Source organism: Cohnella thermotolerans DSM 17683 (assembly GCF_000429825.1).
Taxonomy (GTDB): domain Bacteria; phylum Bacillota; class Bacilli; order Paenibacillales; family Paenibacillaceae; genus Cohnella; species Cohnella thermotolerans.
Genome location: NZ_AUCP01000006.1, coordinates 37,365 through 56,449 on the forward strand (window position 1 = coordinate 37,365; position 19,085 = coordinate 56,449).

Here is a 19,085-nt window from a genome sequence, read left to right on the forward strand (position 1 = left end):
GCTTTCTCCTCTCCTCTATGCTCTATGTCTCAAGCAAGACGTTCGCCAGCTTCTCGTAGGTTTCCAGGAACCGCTGGGCTTCCTCGTCGGTGAACCGATTCAGATAATTTCCCATGAGCCCCTCGATCTTCAAGTCGATCTCCGCGGCAAGCTTCTCCCCTTCCTCCGTAAGCGACAAATAAATGACGCGACGATCCTTCTCGTCGGGGATTCGCCGAATCCAGCGCTTGTCGAACAGCCGGGCGATAATGGCGGTGATGGAGCTTTTGCCGACGCAGAAAATATCGGCGAGCTCCGACGACGTACATTGCCCCTGGGATCGAATGGAGCTGAGAATGTAATACTGATCGACCGTCAATTCTTCCGGCATCAGCTCGCGAACGATCGCATTAAATCGGCGGTTGACCGTAAACATCGCTGCCGAATACCGCTCAATCGCTTGCTTCAACGTTTGTTCGTCCATAAAATATTTTCATCCTCAAATAATTTGATTGTTGAACTATTCAACGAATGAACTATAGCAAAAAATGGGCGGCGCGTCAACGCTTATTTCCGCCCGCTCGGTCTCATAATAGGGTCGAGCTCGCATTGCCAATTTCGTGCAAGGAGGAACATGATCGTGAGCCAAGACGACTATGAATTCGCCCCGCTTCGGCAGGACGACGTGGAAGAAATCCGCGCTTTGGAGGACAGACTGAGCTCCCGCAGCGGATATCCGGTTACGCTGATCGCCTACGGGCCGTCCGGCGAAGCGGCGGAACACGCAAAGAGTGCAGAAGATCGTTAAGCGAACCGCCGCGAAAATGCAACAAAGAGGTGCGCGAGCACCCCTTTGGCAAACTTGAAGCCGAACTTCTCAGCCGTTGTCCGAAGCCGCGAAACCGGCCGCTAGCCCCTCGAGCGTCCCTTCCCCCAGCTCGCCCAGACGCCAGATCGCGATCGAGGACAAGCCCGCCTCCCTCGCCGTTTGCGCCCATCGGGCCAAGGTGGCCCCATCCGCGTACCAGACGGTTCGTTTCTTCTTGTCCGCGTCTGTAAATTCGAAATGAAGGCTCCCGCTGTCCTTGTCCCGGCTAGGGGGATTCGGGCTTTTCTCCGCCAGCAGGGCGGCTTGCCGCTCCGTAATGCCCGCGGCTTTGCCCGAGCCGGAACCGGAATCGCCCGGCCATACGAAGCCTCCGGTCGCCAAGGCGAGCCCGGGGCTTCCGGGCAGTGCAGCCATCCGCGCGGCAAGCTTGCGGATGAACGCGTCGTCCGCCTTCGGCCCCGGCCCGCTGTGGCCGCCGTACAAGTTGTAGGCCATGACCACGTACACCGGGCCTTCCGGCAGCTGCAACCGGTCGAACGGCGCTCCCGGCTCCAGAACGACGCGCAGCGTCTTGCCCGTCCGCTGCAGCCTCGGATACAGCTCGGCGATCAGCTTGCAGAAGTTGTCCCAGTCGCCGCCGCTGACCTTCTCATAGTCCAGCTCCACGCCGCCGAAGCCGTAGCGGTTCGCCGCTTCTTCAATTTCCGCGATGTGGCGGCTGCGGCTCTCCTCGTCGGCGACGAGCCTCGAGAGGAGCGCCGTATCCTTCCGGCTCTCCGTGCCGTCGGCGCGGAGAATATCGTTGACAAGCGTCAAATCGAGGCGCGTTCGCCCGCTCTCCCCCGCCGCTTCCCGAATTTGCGGGAACCCTTCGAGGAATTCGTCCGTGAAGCGAAGTCGATCGGATTCGTCGAAATAGGCCGCGAATATCTGCAAGCTGTCCAGCCTTCCCGCCGTCTTCTTCAGGTCTTCAACGCCGGCGCTCCATTGCCAATCGGCGATCCATGCCGACAGCTCCGCCGCCTTCTCCCCCTGGGGCGTCTTCGGGGCGCCGGAGGGCGCCTGCCGGCTCCAAATCCATGCGATCGCCGCCGCAACGGCTGCCCCTGCAATCAAGAGGAGAACGACAACGAACGGCCGCGCCTGTCGGCTGCTGTTCATGATGCGGTGACCTCCCTGGCCATCGGATTAGAAGGTGTCGATCATCCAATCGACGCTTGCATTCCAAGCGCGCTTCACTGCGGCGGCGACTTGCTCCAGGCCGGCAAGACGGTTGCTGTATAGGACGTCGCCCTTCTCGCCGTCCGCCTGAAGCGCCGTCACCTGGACGTCGTCGAATACGCCGTCGTAAATGTCGTCGTTGTCGCCCTGCTTGTGGTAAGCCGATTCAAGGGCGATCGAGCCGGACGCAATCGAAGCGTCGATCGCTTGACCGGTCAGCAGCGGCCGGCCGTCCACCAGAACGTTCAGCTTCCCGCCTTGAACGGATACGGCAAGCTTCCTCGTCCTCTTGAGGTTGACCGGATATTGCGTCTCTTCCGTTAAATCGACGGTCGACGTCTCTTCCCTCGTATAGTAAGTCGCTTTGTTCAAAGTAAGATCGCCGGCATTCCAGTCGATCGTCTCCAGCTCCCGGTCCAACAGCCTCTCCACCGCTTGACCCGGCTTTTTCTGCTCGACGATGACGTGGTTGTTGTCCAGCGTCACCCGAACATAAGCGTCCTGCTTGCGATCGTAGCGGACATAAATCGACTGCTTGCCCACAACGTTGCCCCCGAGCGTGGCGGATACTTCCACATCCCGGTCCTGCTCGCTGCCGTTCAGCACCAGCTGCCCCGTTCCGCCGGCTTCGGAAGTGAGCGCGATCCGATTGTCCTTGAATTCGGCGGCTCCGTGGACAAGCGTCCATTTTTGCGCCCGCTTCTTGTCGCCCTCCACGAACTTCATGTCTTCTCCGGTATCGGCTCCGATTCGCATGAGCAAATGATTCGTATACCAATAAGCGGCCGGCTGCACCCGCGTCAGGTCGTAAATGCTGTCCGACCGGGTGTTGAACGCATGGCCTTCCCGGTTGAAATGAATGTTGAACAGCTTCTCGATGTTCGCTTCGTTAATGTCGGCAACGAGGCGGTTCATGCCGGAGCCGAGCGTGTTGGCGTGCATGATCATATAGACGTTCGGCACGAAGCCCAGCCGCTTCGTATAAATCTCCTTCATTTGATCGTAATCGTACGAGATGCGCGCTTCCATCTGCTTCCGGTTCTCCGCCGGCACCATATTGCTGTCGCGGATGAAATCCATCAGATAATGATTGTAGTAGGCGATCTTCATCTTGTTGCGCAGCTCGTTCTCGTTCTTGACGCCGAGAAAGTTGCCCTCGCTGTCGACCACATTGATATAGGCGAGGCGATAGCCGTTGGTGCCCATCTCCCAGTAGCCGGTCTTCATCATCTTCTTCATGTCTTTGGGCTGAAGGAACTTGCGTTCCCCGTCCCCCAGCTTGTTGGCGTAAGACAGGAACGTCGCCTTGTCGCCCAACTTCTCCATGATCGGCTGGGCAAACAGCGCGGAATCGTTGCGGCCGTCCTCGAAGGAGAGGAACATCGCCTTGTCCGGCAGCTTCTTCCCGTTGCGATAGTAATCGATAATATCCTGCTGAGAGATCGTCACGTAGCCTTGATCCTTCAGCGCCTTGAGCTGCTCCTCCAGTTGATCCTTGCCGATCAGCTTCGGCGTCCCCGTACGGCTCACCCCGAAATAGGAAACCGCGATAAAGCCTTTGTCGCTCGTCCACTTCGTCCGATCCGGTTCGGCGTACTTCTTCGTTCCCGCCAACGCGTCGTAGACCAGGTAGAACACAACAAGCAAAATCGCGAGCTGTACGGCCGATTTGACGTATTTGCGGCGGTTCTTCTTCCGGTAATCCAGAGCCAAATTTCGTTTCTGATTCCGCATTTCTGCCACTCCTGTCTACGACGGCAATTCGAAATGATCTTTGCCCTTGCGCTTCCGCGCCGCCTTCTTGTTGCGCGCTTCGACGTCCTGCGGCGTCTCTCTCGTCCCCCAGGTCGACTTCCAGAACGTAACCCAGGCGACCGGCATCTGCCATAACAGCACGAATTCGTAGAAAACGCAGAAGACGAATCCGAAAATCCACAGCCTGCTTTTGCGGAAGAACAAATGAGCCAGACTCATGAGCAATGCCATCATCAGGAGCCCCATCAGGAACGTGCCGGGAAAAACGCCGTACATGATCGGCACATAAAGCAAGTTGTACAGCACGATCACGGGAGCGGCAATCGGGACGATCAGGCCGATGAGGAAAAACAGCATCATGAACGGTTCCTTGCGCCAGATAAACGTGCACGCCCGCAGCGACTCCCGCAGCCAGGACCGCTTCCAGCGCATTTGCTGCTTCAGGAAGACGCTCATTTTCGAAGGCACGATCGTCGAGCAAATGGCGGAGTCCTGATAGCCCGTGCGATGGGTTCTCAGAATGAAGTTCGTCATGCTCCGGTCGTCCCCGAACGTGGCCGGCTGTCCGAGGAACTTCTGCTTCAGCCAGGCGTCGGCATGCTGCAAAATCAGCTCTTTCCGGTAGCAGGAGAGCGGACCGGACAGGCAGGTTACGCTGTCGAACCACGATTCGGCGGCTTTCATGATGCGGAAGGCGACATAGTAGCGCACCGTCTGCAGCTTCGTAATCGAATTCGTATATTTGTTCTCGACGTCGGTCCGGCCGGCCACCCCGCCCATCTTGGGGTCCTGGAAAGGTTGGACCAAATGCTTGATCGCCGTCGGATCGAGGAAGCTGTCGGAATCGACGAACACGACCAGATCGTGCTTGGCCATCTCCACGCCCTTCACCAGCGCTGCGCGCTTGCCTCCGTTCACCGGAAGAACGTGCATTTTGACGCGCTCTCTGGTGGCGTAACGCTCCGCTTCCCGATGCACCATCTCGATCACTTCCCGGATGCGCTCCGCAGATCGGTCCGTCGAGCGGTCGTCCACGACGATCACTTCGAGCTTATCCACCGGATAGTCCTGATTGACGCAGCTCAGAATCGTGCGGTGAATCCACTCTTCCTCGTTGAAGCAAGGAATGATAATCGACACGCCCGGCGTATAATCCGGATTGACCGGCACGTTCCGGTAAAGCGCTCCGAAGAAATAACGGGACAACAGGAACGCCGCGGCGATCAAGCTGTATAGGTAGAGAAAGTAGTTGTATTTGAAGTAAATGACGCTCTCCGCGCGCATCAGCATGACGAAGCCGGCCGCGAAGAACAGCATCGTGCTGGCCAGGTAGACGGAATAACCCCATCTTCTCCGCTTCAAATATTCGGTCAGCGGCTTCTCGAACTCGAACGCCAGCATGTGCCGCTCTTTGCCGTCGCGCTCCTGGGAGAAGACCCGCACCGCAGTCGCCGACGTGCGGACCGCCGACTCGAAGCCTTCCGGCATCGTCCCGGGAGGAATGCGGAAGCGGATGTCCACCCGGTCTCCAACCCGGAAGGCGCCGACATCGGGCTCGAACGCCGCGAGGATGCCGGTGGACGAGATGTCGACGGCGCGGCCTTTGATCCCGCTGCGCCGTTTGCCCCCCTTGGCCGCGACCGTTACGTCGAAATCCGCCATGTACCGCAGGCTGAGCATCCGGATTCGGCTCAAGTAATCGGCGTCCCCCGCCGAGACGTCATCCGCGCCCCGCTGTCCTCTCCGGTCGGGCTTCGTCCGGATGGCTTCCGGGTCGGGAACGTTGGATAAGGTCCGCCGGTCTTCCCGTGGGACCGCCATCACTTCCGCAATCCGTTCGGTATTCTTCTTCTTTAACACCGTCCATGTCTCCAATCCGGGATTCGATCCTTATAAACTCCAATAATGATAGCCGTTTGCTTCGAACTCCGATCTCGCGTATACGCCCTTGATGTCGAACATAATCTTGGTTCCGCCGGAAGCGAACAGTCCGTCGTAATCGCGGACGGTCAACGCGGTGAACGGCTCGTGCGGCACGGCAAGCACGACGACGTCCAGATCGTTCATCCCGGACAAATCGGTCAGTTCGATCCCGTACGCCTCATAGGCCGCTTGGCGATCCGCGAACGGGTCGGCCACCAGAGGAACGATCCCGTAATCGCCGAGCTCCCGAATGATGTCCGTCACCTTCGTGTTGCGAATGTCCGAGCAGTTCTCTTTATACGTCAGACCGAGGATGCCGATGCGGGTCCGGTTCGTGTCCCGCTTGAGCTTCACCAGCGTCTTGATGATGTTCTGGGCGACATACTTGCCCATGCAGTCGTTGATATGCCGTCCGGCCAGAATGATCCTGGACCGGTAGCCGGTATCCTCCGCCTTGTAGGTCAGGTAGTAAGGATCGATCCCGATGCAATGCCCGCCCACGAGACCGGGCGAGAAACGAAGAAAGTTCCATTTCGTCGCGGCGGCTTCCAGCACCGCCTTCGTCTCGATGCCCATCTGGTGGAACAGCATCGACAGCTCGTTCATAAAGGCGATATTGACGTCGCGCTGCGCGTTCTCGATCACTTTGGCCGCCTCGGCCACCCGGATGCTGCCGGCTCTGTACACGCCGGCCTCGATAATGAGCTCGTACACCTTCGCGACGGTGTCAAGCGTCTCTTCGTCCATGCCGGACACGATCTTCACGGTATTTTCCAGCCGATGCTCCTTATCGCCCGGATTGATGCGCTCCGGCGAATACCCGACCTTGAAATCCTTGCCGCAGCGAAGCCCGGATTCGGCTTCCAGAATGGGAATGCACACCTCTTCCGTCACGCCGGGGTAGACCGTCGATTCGAACACGACGATCGCCCCTTCGCTCAGCTTGCGGCCGACGATCCGGCTTGCGTTCTCTACATATTTCAGATCGGGCACGTTGCCGCTCTGGATCGGGGTCGGAACCGCGACGATGAAGAAGCGGGACCGCTCCAGCTGCGACTCGTCGGAGGTGAAGCGGACGGCGCTCGCCCGGACGGCTTCGTCGCCGACGTCGCCGGTCACGTCCACGCCGCTCAGGTAACTGGCGATTTTACGTTCGTTCAGGTCGAAGCCGATGACGTCCACCCGCTTCGAGAACGCGATGGCGAGCGGCAATCCTACATAGCCAAGGCCGATGACGGCCAGAGGCTCCATTCGTTCTACAATACGTTCGTACAATGTCATGTTGACGCTCCTATCGATTCGTCACGGCTGCTAGCCGAGCCAATCTCCCATTTTTACGAAGGTATATCCTTGCGCTTGCAGCCGTTCGATGGCAACGGGCAGCGCTTCAAGCGTATGGATGTCGTCCAGCATATGAAGAAGAATGACGCTTCCCTTCTCGGTCTGTTCGAGAATGGCGTTTACAATGTGGTCGGCGTCGTTGTTCACATCCCAGTCAAAAGTCGTCACGTCGTAGAGCGCGATGTTCTTGTAACCGGTCGCGGCGATGATCCGGGCCGTCTCGTCGTCGATCTCGCCTGTCGGCGGACGGAACAGCATCGTCGGCTGCTGCTGGATGGCTTCCATAATGACCTGGTAGCCTTTGACGACTTCCTCCTGCAGTTCCTTCGGCGTCAGCGTCGTGACAACCGGATGCGAGTAGGAGTGATTGGCGATCTCGTGGCCTTCTTCGACGATGGCTCTCGCGAGATTCGGATTCGCCTCTACGCCTTTCGCCCGCGCGAAGAACGTCGCCTTGACCCCGTAACGATCGAGAATTTCCAATATTCTCGTAATCGTATAATCCGTTCCCCAATCGTCGAACGTGAGCGCAATCTCCTTCTTGTCGGTCAGGTGGTCGTAAACGAGATTGTATTGCGCGTTCCTGTAATCCGGATTGAGCCGAATCGCATCGTGACCCGGAAGCTGTTCGAGCGGCTTCCGCTCGCCTCCGTGCTTCACCAGCTCGTCGAGAAGGATCAGCCGATAGCCGACTTCCTTGACCGCTTCGGCAATGATCGGCACGACCCCGACGACATCGTCGAATTCTTCCGTGTCGACGGCGATGATGCCGCCGCGCGTGATATATTTGCGGACGTACAAATACTTCTCCCGCTCGCTCTCTCCCTTCCAGTTGTGGAGGAAGAGACTGTACACGACGACGGCGTCCATCCCGTTATGCGCCGCCGCGAGCCGGACGTCGTCGTTGTAGTCGCCGGACTTCGTACGGACGTAACGCGGCGTGACGCCGGTCTCCCGCTCGATCACTTCGTTGCCGAGACGAATCTCGTCATCGATTTGTTGATAACCGAGCTTCGTCATATCCAGGCGGCTCAGCGTATTGTTCTCGATCTCGTGGCCGCGGGAGACGATCTCCTTCGCCAGCTCCGGCTCTTCCGCCACCCGCATGCCGGGTACGAAGAACGTCGCCTTGATGTTGTACTTGTCGAGCTCGCCCAACAGCCGGAGCATCGTCTTATCGTCCGCCAGCCCGTTGAAGGTCAGCGCCAATTCCTTGCCGCTCGTATAGACGAAGGGCAGCGCCTTGCTCGGCTCTCCCTCGTACCGGACCACTTGAGGTTTCGCAGTCGCCGTCTCGCGATCGGCGTCAATAGACTCGCCGCCGCCGAACAAACCGCAGCCCGTCAGCCATGCGAACGCCACGGCCGCCACCGGCAGCCGGAGCCATCCGTTCATTTTCCTTCTCATCGATTTGCCCCTGCCGTTTCCACTAGTTCTTCTCCCCGATCAATTCGGTCACCGTTACCAGCTTGTACCCTTTCCGCTCCAACCCTTCGATCACGGCCGGCAGCGCTTCTTCCGTATGAGTATCGTCCAGCATGTGCATCAGGACGATGCTGCCGTCATGAGCCTGGGACAGGACGTCGTCGGTGATCTGCTTCGCCGTATGATCCCTCAGGTAGTCCGAAGAGTCGACGTCGTACTGTGCGATCTTGTCGTATCCCATCGCCGCGATCACCTTGGCCGTCGTCTCGTCGATCTTGCCCGTCGGCGGGCGGAACAGCATCGTCGGCCGCTCCTGAATCGCTTCCGTGATCACCCGATAAGCTCTCAGAATATCTTCCTGCAGGCGCTCCGGCGACAGGGTGGTTACGACGGGATGAGAATACGTATGATTGGCCACTTCGTCTCCGTCGTCCAGGATGGCTCTCGCGAGGTTGGGATTCGCCTCCACCCCGTTCGCCCGCAGGAAAAAGGTCGCCTTGACGCGATACTTGTCCAGAATGTCCAGAATCTTCGTAATCGTATAGTCCGTTCCCCAATCGTCGAAGGTGAGCGCGATTTTTTTCCCGGCGTTCGGTTTGTTGTAGATCAAGTCGTACTTTGCGTTCCCATAGTCCGCGTTCATTCGGATCGCGTCGTAGCCTTCGATTTGCTCCAGCGGCTTGCGTTCGCTCCCGTGCCTGACCAACTCGTCCAGAAGCACGAACCGGTACCCGACTTCCTTGGCCGCTTCGGCGAAGAGCGGGATGACGGAAGCGACGTCGTCCAGCTCTTCCGTGTCGACCGTCAAGATGCCGCCCCGGGTCGTATGCTTCCGGATGTACAGCAGTTTCTCTCGCTCGCTCTGTCCATTCCAGTTGTGCAGGAAAAAGCTCGACCGGACGACAGCCTTCATCCCCTCTTGCGCGGCAACAAGCCGGACATCGTCGTTGTAATCGCCGGATTTGGTGCGGACATAGCTCGGCCTCACGCCGGTCTCCCGCTCGATAATCTCGTTGTCCAGGTGAATCTCGTTATAGATTTGTTCATAGTTGAGCTTGGTCATGTCCAACCGGCTCAGCGTGTTGTTCTCGATCTCGTGCCCGCGGGAGACGATCTCCTTCACCAGATCCGGCTCCTCCGCCGCACGCATGCCCGGGACGAAGAACGTCGCCTTGATGCCGTACTTGTCGAGCTCGTCCAACAGCGCGCGTAATGTCTTATCGTCCGCCAAGCCGTTGAAGGTCAGCGCCAGCTCCCTCCGGCCCGTATAGACGAACGGGAGCTCCTTGCTCGGCTCGCCGTCGTATCGGACCACCTGCGGCTTCGCGCTTGCCGCTTCGCTTCCCGCGACCTTGGAGGCGCCGTCTCCGCCAAGCAGGCTGCAGCCCGGGAGAGCGGCGATCGCAGCTGCCGACAGCAGCAGCCGCAACAAAATAGGAAATAAGCCCCTCTTATTCGACATTTTTTGATTCACCTTCCGGATGGCTGGCAGAGTAAACGCCGATAAAAAACTATAAACCGAGTATAATACAACGAAACTGATTCGTTATACCCAGGAAAATTTTACTACTCCAATCCAGCGCACCTATTCTATCAATCCTCTCTAAACAATTTCTGAAAGTTCTATCCATAAAACACAAAAAAAGAAGAAGCCACCCCGTGAAGGATGCGTACAGATGCGTTCGGCCAAAAAACGGCTGCGCCGTTCGGTGACTCCTTCGCCCAGATGACCACGAGACGGTGCCGGCTGCAAGGTCGATTTTCGTTCTTACAGCGCACAATCGCACCCAGACCTCCGCCCCGCCCCGCGCCCCTTCGTGGAGAACATGCGCCCTGCTGCAGCGACTCTTCGCTGGCTTTGCCATAACAAAGGGCGATCCCCAGGTCTCCAAGACCTTCGGGGACAGCCCTTATCGACTTCGGTTGGGCAATCAAGTCGCGTACCGGTTTATAAAGCCTATGACCGCGTTTTTATAGCCCTGGGGATCGACCAGAAACGACATGGCGTGCGGCGCCCCGGGAACGGTAAGCCGCTCCTTCTCTCCGGGAATCGCTTCGTATATTTCGTGCGCCATGGAGAAGGGAACGAAGGTGTCCTCTTCGCCGTGAATGAGCAGAATCGGCTTCGTCGCGCGCCGAAGCTGCCGCAAGGTCGAAGCTTCGCCGAAGAAATAACCCGCCTTCCATTTGCAGATAAGACTGGTAAGCGGCAGCAGCGGGAACGCAGGCAGCCTGAACATCTGCTTGAGATGATACTTCAGGATCCCGATAACCGAGCTGTAGGCGCAGTCCGAGATGACGCATTTCACCTGCTCGGGCAGCGGCTCCCCGGTTGTCATCAGAACCGCGCCGCCGCCCATGGAGACGCCGTGAAGCACAATTTGCGCCCGATCGCCGATCCGCTTCACAAGGTATTCGATCCACCGGACGTAATCTTTGCGGTCGTGCCAGCCGAAGCCGATATAGTGTCCGTCGCTTTGCCCGTGTCCCCGGTTGTCCGGCATCAGCACCCGGTAGCCGAGCTCGTGGTAAAACTGCGCGAAGCAGGCCATATCCCGGCCTCGCCCGGAATAGCCGTGGGCCAGAATCACCGCCCGCTCGGTCGGCTCATCCGCTTCCAAATAATGCGCGCGCAACGTCAAGCCGTCGTCGGACCGGATGGCGACGTCTTCGAAAGGCTGCGAGCGGAACCATTCGTACATCGCCTTCACGGCTTCCGCCTCCGCCTTCGGCAGGCTCGATTCGTCGCCCATGAACCATTTGCGGTTGCGATGTATGGCCAAACGGTAAAGATGCAGGCAGAACGCCAGCAGCAAAATCAGCAAAGCTCCCGCTCCGACCAGCACGATCGTCCACCCGCGAGACATCGATTCTCTCCTCCCGTCGTATCGCCCGTTGGGGTATTAGTTTAACACCGCGCCAAAGGAACATGCAGGAGGTTTCGCGATTTTCTCCCCTTCCGCTCATAATGCGGCCAAAAAAGCCCGGCTGCGCGGAAGGCGCAGCCGGGCCAGTGCTATGCGGCCCATGATCGTCCGACTTATCCGGCGGACAAGGCTTTGCGGGTGGCCAGAATGTATTTGGCCTGGTCGAGCGGATTGACGCCTCTTCGCGGCCGCTCCGCGTTCACGTCGGGCGGGCATTCCCGATAGCCTTCGAAGAAGGCGGACAGCACGCCCCGCCCCTTCGTCATGGAGCCCAGCCGCGACGGAAAATCGAGCGACGTGGCGACCGGAAGCAGCCCTTCGAGCTCGATGCGTCCTCCGGCGATGACCGGAGGCTCGAACGACCCGCGCATCAGAATCAGCTCGTTCATCAGCTTGCCTCCGAATTCCTCGGGAGCGGACAGCCGGAATCGAAGGATCGGCTCCAGCAGCTTCGTCCCGATCCGCGCCAGTCCGTCCATGATGCCCATCGGCGTCGCGACGACAAAATCGAGCGGGTGCGTGTGCCATACGTGATGCTCGCCTTCCACCAGCGTCACCTTCAGGTCCGTCACCTCCCAACCGCGAAGCCCTTGCTGCAGCGCTTCCGGCACCCGGCGGGCCACCTCGTTCTGGTAGCTGTCCAGCAGGTTCTCGGGCCGGACGACCGAAGCGTATTGCAGCCCGCTCCCGCGCGCTCCCGGCTCCATGCGGAACCGCAAAATCGCCCAGCAGGGCTTCGGCATCGTATAGGCGATGAAGCCCTCGCCCGATCCGGCCAGCGTCTCCTTGTAAATGACCGAGGGAGCGCCGAACGTCACAGTCAGGCCGAACCGGCTTCGCATCAGATGCGCGAGCACCTCCATTTGGATCGTCCCCATGACCTTCAAATGCAGCTCGCGTTCGTCCTGCAGCCATTGCAGGTCGAGCAGCGGATCCTCGTCCGCCAGCTCCTGGAAGGCCGCGACGACGGCGGGATACTCGGCTTCGTTCGCCCAGTGCACCTGCACCGTCAGCAGCGGCACGGCCAGCCTCCGTTCGCCGGGCACGCCTTCCGGGGAGCCGACAATGTCGCCGATGCGCGCCTGCGCAAGCCCGTAGACGGCGGCGATGTCGCCCGCCTGCAGCAAGCCGACGTCCTCCGACTTGCTGCCGTCGACCTTGCGGATTTGCGTCACCTTGTCCCAGACATCTCTGGTCGCGTTGTAGACGGAATCCCGATTCCGCACCGTTCCGTTATAAAGGCGCACATAAGCGATCCTGCCCATAGCCGGATCGCGCTCCAGCTTAAACACGACGCCCGACAACGGCGCCTGGTCGTCTCCGCCCGGTCCGGGCAAAAAGTCGGCCATGGCGTCCAGGAGCGCTTCCACGCCGATTCCCCGTCCGGAAGCGCCGAACAGAACCGGATACAGCTCGCCCTTCCGCGCGCCTTCGAGCAGCACGGGAAGCATCTCGGCCGCCTCCAGCGCCTCCTTCTCGAAATAGCGCTGCAGAAGCTCTTCGTCCCGCTCGGCGACCGCCTCCTGCAGCAAGCGCAAGAAGGGCTCGGCTTCCGCCCCCGCAACGGCGGCCGGTCCGTCCGCCTTCGCAAGCAAGCTCGCCGGGCCGACAAAGCCGCCTTCCGACCCGATCGGGGCTTGAATCGGAACGGCGGCCGGAGACAGAAGCTTGCGGATCTGGCCGAGCGCGGCCTCCGCGTCCGCGCCGATGCGGTCCATCTTGTTCACGTATATAAGCGTAGGAATGCTCATCTCGCGCAAGGCCTGCCAGACGACTTCCGTTTGCGCCTGCACGCCCTCCGCCGCCGAGACGATCAGCACCGCGCCGTCCATGACGCGAAGCGAACGCTCGACTTCGGACAGGAAGTCGACGTGGCCCGGCGTATCCACGAGATTCATGGAGACGCCCCGCCACTCAAGCCTTGTCACCGCCGCCCGGACGGAGATGCCCCGTTCTCTCTCGACGTCCAGCCAATCGGTCTGCGCCGTCCCGTCGTCGACGCTGCCCGGCGCCCGGATTCTCCCGCTCCGGTACAGCATCTGCTCGGTCGTCGTCGTTTTACCCGCGTCCACATGGGCGAAAATCCCGATATTCCGCAGCGGACGCCCTATATCGTTATGTACGGTCATCCCTTTTTCCCCTTTGCTAGCCCTCTCCGTTCATTGTAAGCCATTGCAGGAAGGTGTCAATTTCCGGCTTGGCGGCATCATTCCGCGATTGTGCTGCAATACTATAGGCAAAAAAAAAGCGGGGAGAGCGCCTTGAGAGCCATCGCTTCCATTTACGCCCGCGATCTGCGCCGGATCGCGACGAATCCGGCCGCCGCCGTCATCATTTTGGGACTTGTCCTCTTGCCTTCCCTGTACGCGTGGTTCAATATCGAAGCTTCCTGGGACCCTTATTCGCAGACGGGCCGCCTTCCCGTCGCCGTCGTCAATCGGGATGCCGGCACGACGATCCGCGGCCGCCCGGTCAACGTAGGCAAAGAGCTCGTCGCCGCCCTTCGGGACAACCCGAAGATCGGCTGGGTATTCGTGGGCGAGAAGGAGGCGATGCAGGGCGTGCGTTACGGCGATTATTACGCGGCCATCGTCATTCCGCCGGAGTTCTCCGCCCGGCTCGCCACGGCGGTGGAGGGGACGCCGCAGCAGGCGCAAATCGAATATTACGTCAACGAGAAGATCAATGCCGTCGCCCCGAAGATCACGTCCAGCGGCGCTAGCGGGATCATCGAAGAGGTGAGCAGCCGCTTCGTGGAGACGGCGAACGGGATTATCTTTCAAATATTCAACCGATTGGGGAGCGAGCTGGAAGCGAATCTGCCCGAGATCGAGCAGCTTCGGTCGCTCATCTTCAAGCTGGAGGAGAAATTTCCGGAGATTCGCCAGACCGCAGAGACGGCTAGGAACGATGCCGTCAAGCTGAATCGGATCGTCGCGGCCGCACAGTCCCGGCTTCCGGAAGTCGCCGGGCTGGCGAAGGACGGCGCGGAGCTGGCCGGCCAAGTCGGCGACGTCATCGGGAAGAGCAAGACGGCGCTGGCCGCGATGGCTCCCCAGCTCAAGCAGGATCTGATCCTTCTGCGCCAGACGGCGGGCGCAGCGGCGGCGGTAACCGACCTTCTCGGCGAGGCCGATGCCGATCCGGAAGCGGTCAAGACGGCAATGAGCTCGGCGGCCGGGCGGCTCGCGACGGGGGCGGATGTGGCGGATCGGATCGCGGACGCGTTCCGGAGGCTGGATACGCTGGCCGGCAACAACCGGTTAAGTGCGGCGATTGCCAGGCTGGAGCAAGTCCGCGACGGCTTCCGGCGCCAATCGGAGACGCTGAGCGCCATTCGCGCCGCAATCGACAAGGGCGAGGCGCCGGCGGCAGCGCTGACGAGCCGATTGAACAGCCAGGCCGCAGAGACGGCGGGCCTCCTGGATAAGCTGATCGCCGGATTCGACAGCGACATCGCCCCGCGGATCCGGCAAGCCGTCGCCCGGGCGTCTTCGGCCGCTTCCGAGGCGCAAAGCGTTTTGTCCGGCGCCGTGAAGAGCTTGCCCGAGGTTCAGGGGCTTCTCGCCCGCGCCTCCAGGGCGCTGGCCGTCGGCACAAAGGAGCTCGACGCCGTCCGGGCGGAGCTGCCCGCGGCGCAAGCGAAGGTTGAGGCGTTGGCGGACAAGATCCGGTCGTTCGAGAAGGAGGGGAATCTGCGGGAGCTGATCGATCTGCTCAAGCGCAACGCGCGGCGGGAGAGCGAGTTTTTCGCCGAGCCGGTCGCGCTGAAGGAGAACAGACTGTTTCCGATTCCAAGCTACGGCTCCGCTATGTCCCCCTTTTTCTCCACATTGTCTTTGTGGGTCGGTGCGCTGCTCCTCGTCTCCATGCTCTCCGTGGAAGTTCATGAAGAGGGGATCCGCTATCCCAGCTACCAGGTTTACTTCGGACGTTTCCTGACGTTCGGAACGCTTGCCGTTCTGCAATCGCTGGCGGTGACGCTGGGGGATATCTATATCCTGAACGTCTATGTCCTGGAGAAAGGCTGGTTCGTCCTGTTCGGCATGCTGCTGAGCGCGGTGTTCATGCTGATCGTCTACACTCTCGTCTCCGTCTTCGACAATGTCGGCAAAGCGATGGCGATCGTCCTGCTCGTGCTGCAGCTTGCCGGGGCGGGAGGCACGTTCCCGATTCAGCTCACGCCTCCGTTCTTCCAGGCGGTACACCCGTTCTTGCCGTTCACCTACGCCATCGGCATGATGAGGGAAGCGGTCGGCGGCATCCTATGGGATCTTGTGCAAGAGGACGTGCTGGTCCTGCTCGTGTTCGCTTGGGCCGCGCTTGTCGTCGGCCTGGGGCTGAAGTGGCCGATCAACCGTCTGACCGCGGGACTCGTGGCGAAGGCGAGAGCGAGCCGGCTCATTCACTAAGCGCTCCCGGCTTCGCCATGCGAATGTCGGCGAACAGACGCTTGGTCTTCTCCGAAGGCTCGATCTCAAGCTCCTCCAGCCGGGCGAGCATCTGCCGGTAGACGCGGAACACTTCGTCGTGCTTGCCTTCGGCATAGTAGCCTCTCATCAGCAAGCGGCACGCTTCCTCGTCGTAAGGCGAATGCGCGAGCTGCCGCTGCGCCGCTTCGATCATTTTCCCGTATTCGCGCCTCCGCTCGTACTGCTTCGCGAGCTCCGTCCGAAGCTCTCCTGCGGCTTGCTCCAAGTGACGGACCTCGTCTTCGGCCCAAGGATAATCCTCGTCCTTGAACAACGTTCCCTGATAGAGCGACAGCACCCGCTCCATCTCCTCCACGCGGTCGCCGGCCGGGTCCTGCTTAATGGCCCGGATAGCGTCGAGCCACCGTTCGTAGTCCGTCTCGATCGCGCCCGGCTCCAAATAATATTTCTCGTCCTCGTATTTCAAGATGCCTTCGAAGCCGAGCCGCCGGAGGTCCTTCCGCAAGAAGCTGACGCAAGTATGCAAGTACCCCTTCGCTTTCCGGTAATTCTCCTCCGGCCACAGCGCGTTCAGCAGGACGTCCCGGTGAATGCGCTCTTTGCCCCGCAGCGCCAGGAAGGCGAACAGCTCCTTCTCTTTGCCCGTGCGCCATTTGATCCGCTCCTGGCCGGCTCCTTCGGCGGCGATGTCGCCCATCAGACGCACCCGCAGCACCGGGTTGTCGCCGGGCGCCGGCGAAGGGCGCTGCTTGGCCGCTTCCCGCTTCAGCCGCTGCACCGTCTTCGCCAGCCGATCCTTCTCCAGCGGCTTGAGCAAATAATCGACCGCCTCCTGCTCGAACGCGGAGATGGCGTATTGGTCGTAGGCCGTGACGAACACGATCTGAATGTCAAGATGCTCGCTGAGGATGAGCTCGGCCAGTTCGACCCCGTTCATCCCCGGCATTTCGATATCGAGGAAAGCGACATCCGGACGAAGCGCCCGCAGCCGCTCGATCGCGTCGAAGCCGTTGCTGGCCGTGCCGACCACTTCAACCTCGCCCGTACGAAGCAGCAGCAATTTAAGAATGTTCAAAGCGTGCTCCTCATCGTCCGCCAGAAAAGCCCGTATCATTCCAAGCACCTCCGTTATCGTTTTCGATCTTTCGCGGACAGCGGCAGCCAAATCGTAATCCGGGCGCCTTCGACGGGGATGCTTTCCAGACGAGGCAACCTCCCCGTCGCCGAACACGGCAAGCGTCCCGCTCTCCGTTCGGCGCAAGCCCTGGCCGATCAGGTTCGAGAGCACCTGCAGCAGCCGCTTCTCGTCCGTCCGGGCATAGCCCGGAGCGGGAACTCGTCCTTCATCTGATCCGCCGCCTGAAGCCGCGCCGCCAGTTCGGACATGGAGCGGTAAGTGAGGAAATAGCGGCGGGCGAGCATTGTGACGGTCAGCATAATAAACAGCAGCACCAGCGAATCCGACAAGACGAGCGGCAGAAAAGTCGAAATCCGGATGCAGGAACGTATTCAAGATGAACATCGTAATTGAAGCCGATGAGCACCGCGACGAACAGCGCGAACACGATCGGGATGCACGCGAACGCCTCCCGCAGCCCCATAGCGTAGATCCGGTACGAAAGCAACGGAATGCAGGCGCAGTAAGCCGACATCAAGGACCGGTCGACCAGATCAGCTTCCGATAGGCGCTCGAACGGAAATAGCAGCAGGCGTAGACGCAAAGGATCGGATAGATGACGAACATTGAGAAATCCTTGATTTTCCAGGCCACTTCGAACGGCACTTCGGGGCGCATCTTTATGAACGTCCTCTGGCCGTTGAAGAAAATCGTTGCGCTGAAGAACAGAAAGAACAGGCCGAACAGCAGAAACAGCCAGATTGCGGTTGAAAAGCATGTAGAGACTGAGAAAAAAGACGGCGAAAATAAGCAGCACGATCAATGCCGCCCACTCCAGCGCGATTTGGAATTGTCCGGCCGCCGACAGCTCGCGGCTCAGCCCGAATCACGTCGGCATGACGATGCCGCCGCTTCTGAAGTCGTCATTGGCGACTCAGTCGGTTCGGGTAAAACTCCCATTCGCCGTTCAGACTCACCCGGCCTTGCCGGTCGAAGTCCCGGCCCTTTCAGATCGGGGACTCCCCGGACGGCGTTCGGCGACGGCTTCTCCGCCCGGCCGGCAAACTGAATCGCCGCGAAGACGAGGATAGCCCTCGCTGCGAGGAGCAACAGGAAAAAATCTATCGATTGGATGGCCCTAAGCAGCTTCGATCACCGCGCCCCGATTCCGAATTTCCCGTTCTCGATTTCCATTGTAAACCTAACGGACATAGTCCGATAGTCCCGGCGGAGACGAATAGGCGAGCGCCGCATCGTTAGGCCAGCAACGTTTCGACGACTTCGATCAGCCTCTCCCGCATAACCGGCTTGACGATGAAATCTTTGGCTCCCGCCTCAATCGCCTCTATGACCATCTGTTGCTGGCTTACGGCCGAACAGATCACGATCTTCGCTTTCGGATCGAACGCCTTGATCTCCTTCATCGCCTGCAGTCCGTCCACCCCGGGGAGGGTCAAATCCAGAGTAACGAGATCCGGCTTCAGCTGCCTGTACAGATGGACGGCTTCCGCTCCGTCGGACGCCTCGGCGACGACCTCGTAACCGCCGGAGCGGAAGATGTCCTTCAAAATGTTGCGTATAAACGTCGTGTCGTCCACGACCATGATTTTTCCGGACATGAATTCGCCTCTCTCGCCATGAATGAATCTCCGGTCTTAAGCTAACTATGCCTCATGGTGCTTAAAATCCTCTTAAACGCTTGGCGAAGCTTCACTTATCCCCAGTTTGCACACAAGTTGTCCACAGGGTTGTGTGAAAAAAGGGGGGGGCATTTTACAGACGGGGCTGCGGCGCTTTTGCGTCCTGTAAGATCGAAAATCGTGCTTACAGTCGGAGATGCGCCACTTCTACGCTCTGTAAGATCGAAAATCGATCTTACAGCCTGACCTGCGGCACCTTTGCGCTCTGTAAGATCGAAAATCGATCTTGCAGTCGGACCTGCGGCACCTTTGCGCTCTGTAAGATCGAAAATCGTGCTTACAGTCGGAGATGCGCCACTTCTGCGCTCTGTAAGATCGAAAATCGATCTTACAGGACGAAGTCAAGGTAAAGCGGTCACTGCAGCAAGATGGAAACTGTAGAGGGAAAGGGCAAACGTCATTCGCCGTCATCCAAGAAGCCGAGAAGCAAGAAGT

At 59.7% G+C, this 19,085-nt stretch carries 15 protein-coding genes; 2 read left to right on the forward strand and 13 right to left on the reverse strand.

The features are described from left to right. Positions 1-22: 22 nt before the first annotated feature. Positions 23-463: a MarR family transcriptional regulator gene (locus G485_RS0103070; RefSeq protein WP_027091321.1), complete on the reverse strand. Its 441-nt coding sequence runs from the start codon at positions 461-463 to the stop codon at positions 23-25. Positions 464-619: 156 nt separating this feature from the next. On the opposite strand from G485_RS0103070, the gene G485_RS29680 reads away from it, so the two are divergent. Then, positions 620-787, forward strand: a complete 168-nt coding sequence (locus G485_RS29680) for a hypothetical protein (protein ID WP_156922083.1) — start codon at positions 620-622, stop codon at positions 785-787. Positions 788-856: 69 nt separating this feature from the next. Here the strand turns inward: G485_RS29680 and G485_RS0103080 are convergent, their stop codons facing one another. The 8 genes from G485_RS0103080 to G485_RS0103115 all read right to left on the reverse strand — a co-directional run bounded on the left by G485_RS0103080 (position 857) and on the right by G485_RS0103115 (position 13,529). Next, positions 857-1,969 carry a glycosyl hydrolase family 18 protein gene (locus G485_RS0103080; protein WP_084423086.1) on the reverse strand — a complete coding sequence of 371 codons (1,113 nt, stop codon included), beginning with the start codon at positions 1,967-1,969 and terminating at the stop codon, positions 857-859. Positions 1,970-1,996: 27 nt separating this feature from the next. Continuing rightward, entirely contained in the window at positions 1,997-3,763 is a 1,767-nt protein-coding gene (locus G485_RS0103085) for a polysaccharide deacetylase family protein (RefSeq protein ID WP_027091323.1), read from the reverse strand. Between the two features lie 15 nt (positions 3,764-3,778). Beyond that, complete coding sequence (locus tag G485_RS0103090) at positions 3,779-5,605, reverse strand: glycosyltransferase family 2 protein (protein ID WP_051317987.1); 1,827 nt, start codon at positions 5,603-5,605, stop codon at positions 3,779-3,781. A gap of 69 nt (positions 5,606-5,674) precedes the next feature. After that, positions 5,675-6,988 carry a nucleotide sugar dehydrogenase gene (locus G485_RS0103095; RefSeq protein ID WP_027091325.1) on the reverse strand — a complete coding sequence of 438 codons (1,314 nt, stop codon included), beginning with the start codon at positions 6,986-6,988 and terminating at the stop codon, positions 5,675-5,677. A 30-nt stretch (positions 6,989-7,018) separates the two neighbouring features. Next, positions 7,019-8,455, reverse strand: a complete 1,437-nt coding sequence (locus G485_RS0103100) for a polysaccharide deacetylase family protein (RefSeq protein ID WP_027091326.1) — start codon at positions 8,453-8,455, stop codon at positions 7,019-7,021. 22 nt (positions 8,456-8,477) lie between these two features. Then, on the reverse strand, positions 8,478-9,935 hold the full coding sequence (locus tag G485_RS0103105) for a polysaccharide deacetylase family protein (RefSeq protein WP_035154544.1): 1,458 nt from the start codon (positions 9,933-9,935) through the stop codon (positions 8,478-8,480). A gap of 469 nt (positions 9,936-10,404) precedes the next feature. Next, positions 10,405-11,340: an alpha/beta hydrolase gene (locus G485_RS0103110; protein WP_027091328.1), complete on the reverse strand. Its 936-nt coding sequence runs from the start codon at positions 11,338-11,340 to the stop codon at positions 10,405-10,407. Positions 11,341-11,513: 173 nt separating this feature from the next. Next, positions 11,514-13,529: an elongation factor G gene (locus tag G485_RS0103115; RefSeq protein ID WP_035154545.1), complete on the reverse strand. Its 2,016-nt coding sequence runs from the start codon at positions 13,527-13,529 to the stop codon at positions 11,514-11,516. Positions 13,530-13,661: 132 nt separating this feature from the next. On the opposite strand from G485_RS0103115, the gene G485_RS0103120 reads away from it, so the two are divergent. Next, positions 13,662-15,812 (forward strand): YhgE/Pip domain-containing protein, encoded by a 2,151-nt coding sequence (locus G485_RS0103120; RefSeq protein ID WP_027091330.1) that lies wholly within the window; start codon positions 13,662-13,664, stop codon positions 15,810-15,812. On the opposite strand, the gene G485_RS0103125 is transcribed toward G485_RS0103120, so the two are convergent. The 4 genes from G485_RS0103125 to G485_RS0103145 all read right to left on the reverse strand — a co-directional run bounded on the left by G485_RS0103125 (position 15,802) and on the right by G485_RS0103145 (position 18,569). After that, positions 15,802-16,947 carry a response regulator gene (locus G485_RS0103125; protein ID WP_169732285.1) on the reverse strand — a complete coding sequence of 382 codons (1,146 nt, stop codon included), beginning with the start codon at positions 16,945-16,947 and terminating at the stop codon, positions 15,802-15,804. The genes G485_RS0103120 and G485_RS0103125 overlap by 11 nt on opposite strands. A 158-nt stretch (positions 16,948-17,105) precedes the next feature. Next, positions 17,106-17,270: a hypothetical protein gene (locus G485_RS30320; RefSeq protein WP_169732286.1), complete on the reverse strand. Its 165-nt coding sequence runs from the start codon at positions 17,268-17,270 to the stop codon at positions 17,106-17,108. After that, complete coding sequence (locus G485_RS30325) at positions 17,264-17,773, reverse strand: hypothetical protein (protein ID WP_169732287.1); 510 nt, start codon at positions 17,771-17,773, stop codon at positions 17,264-17,266. The genes G485_RS30320 and G485_RS30325 overlap by 7 nt, the downstream gene beginning before the upstream one ends. Positions 17,774-18,206: 433 nt before the next feature. Next, positions 18,207-18,569 (reverse strand): response regulator, encoded by a 363-nt coding sequence (locus G485_RS0103145; protein ID WP_027091334.1) that lies wholly within the window; start codon positions 18,567-18,569, stop codon positions 18,207-18,209. Positions 18,570-19,085 lie beyond the last annotated feature (516 nt).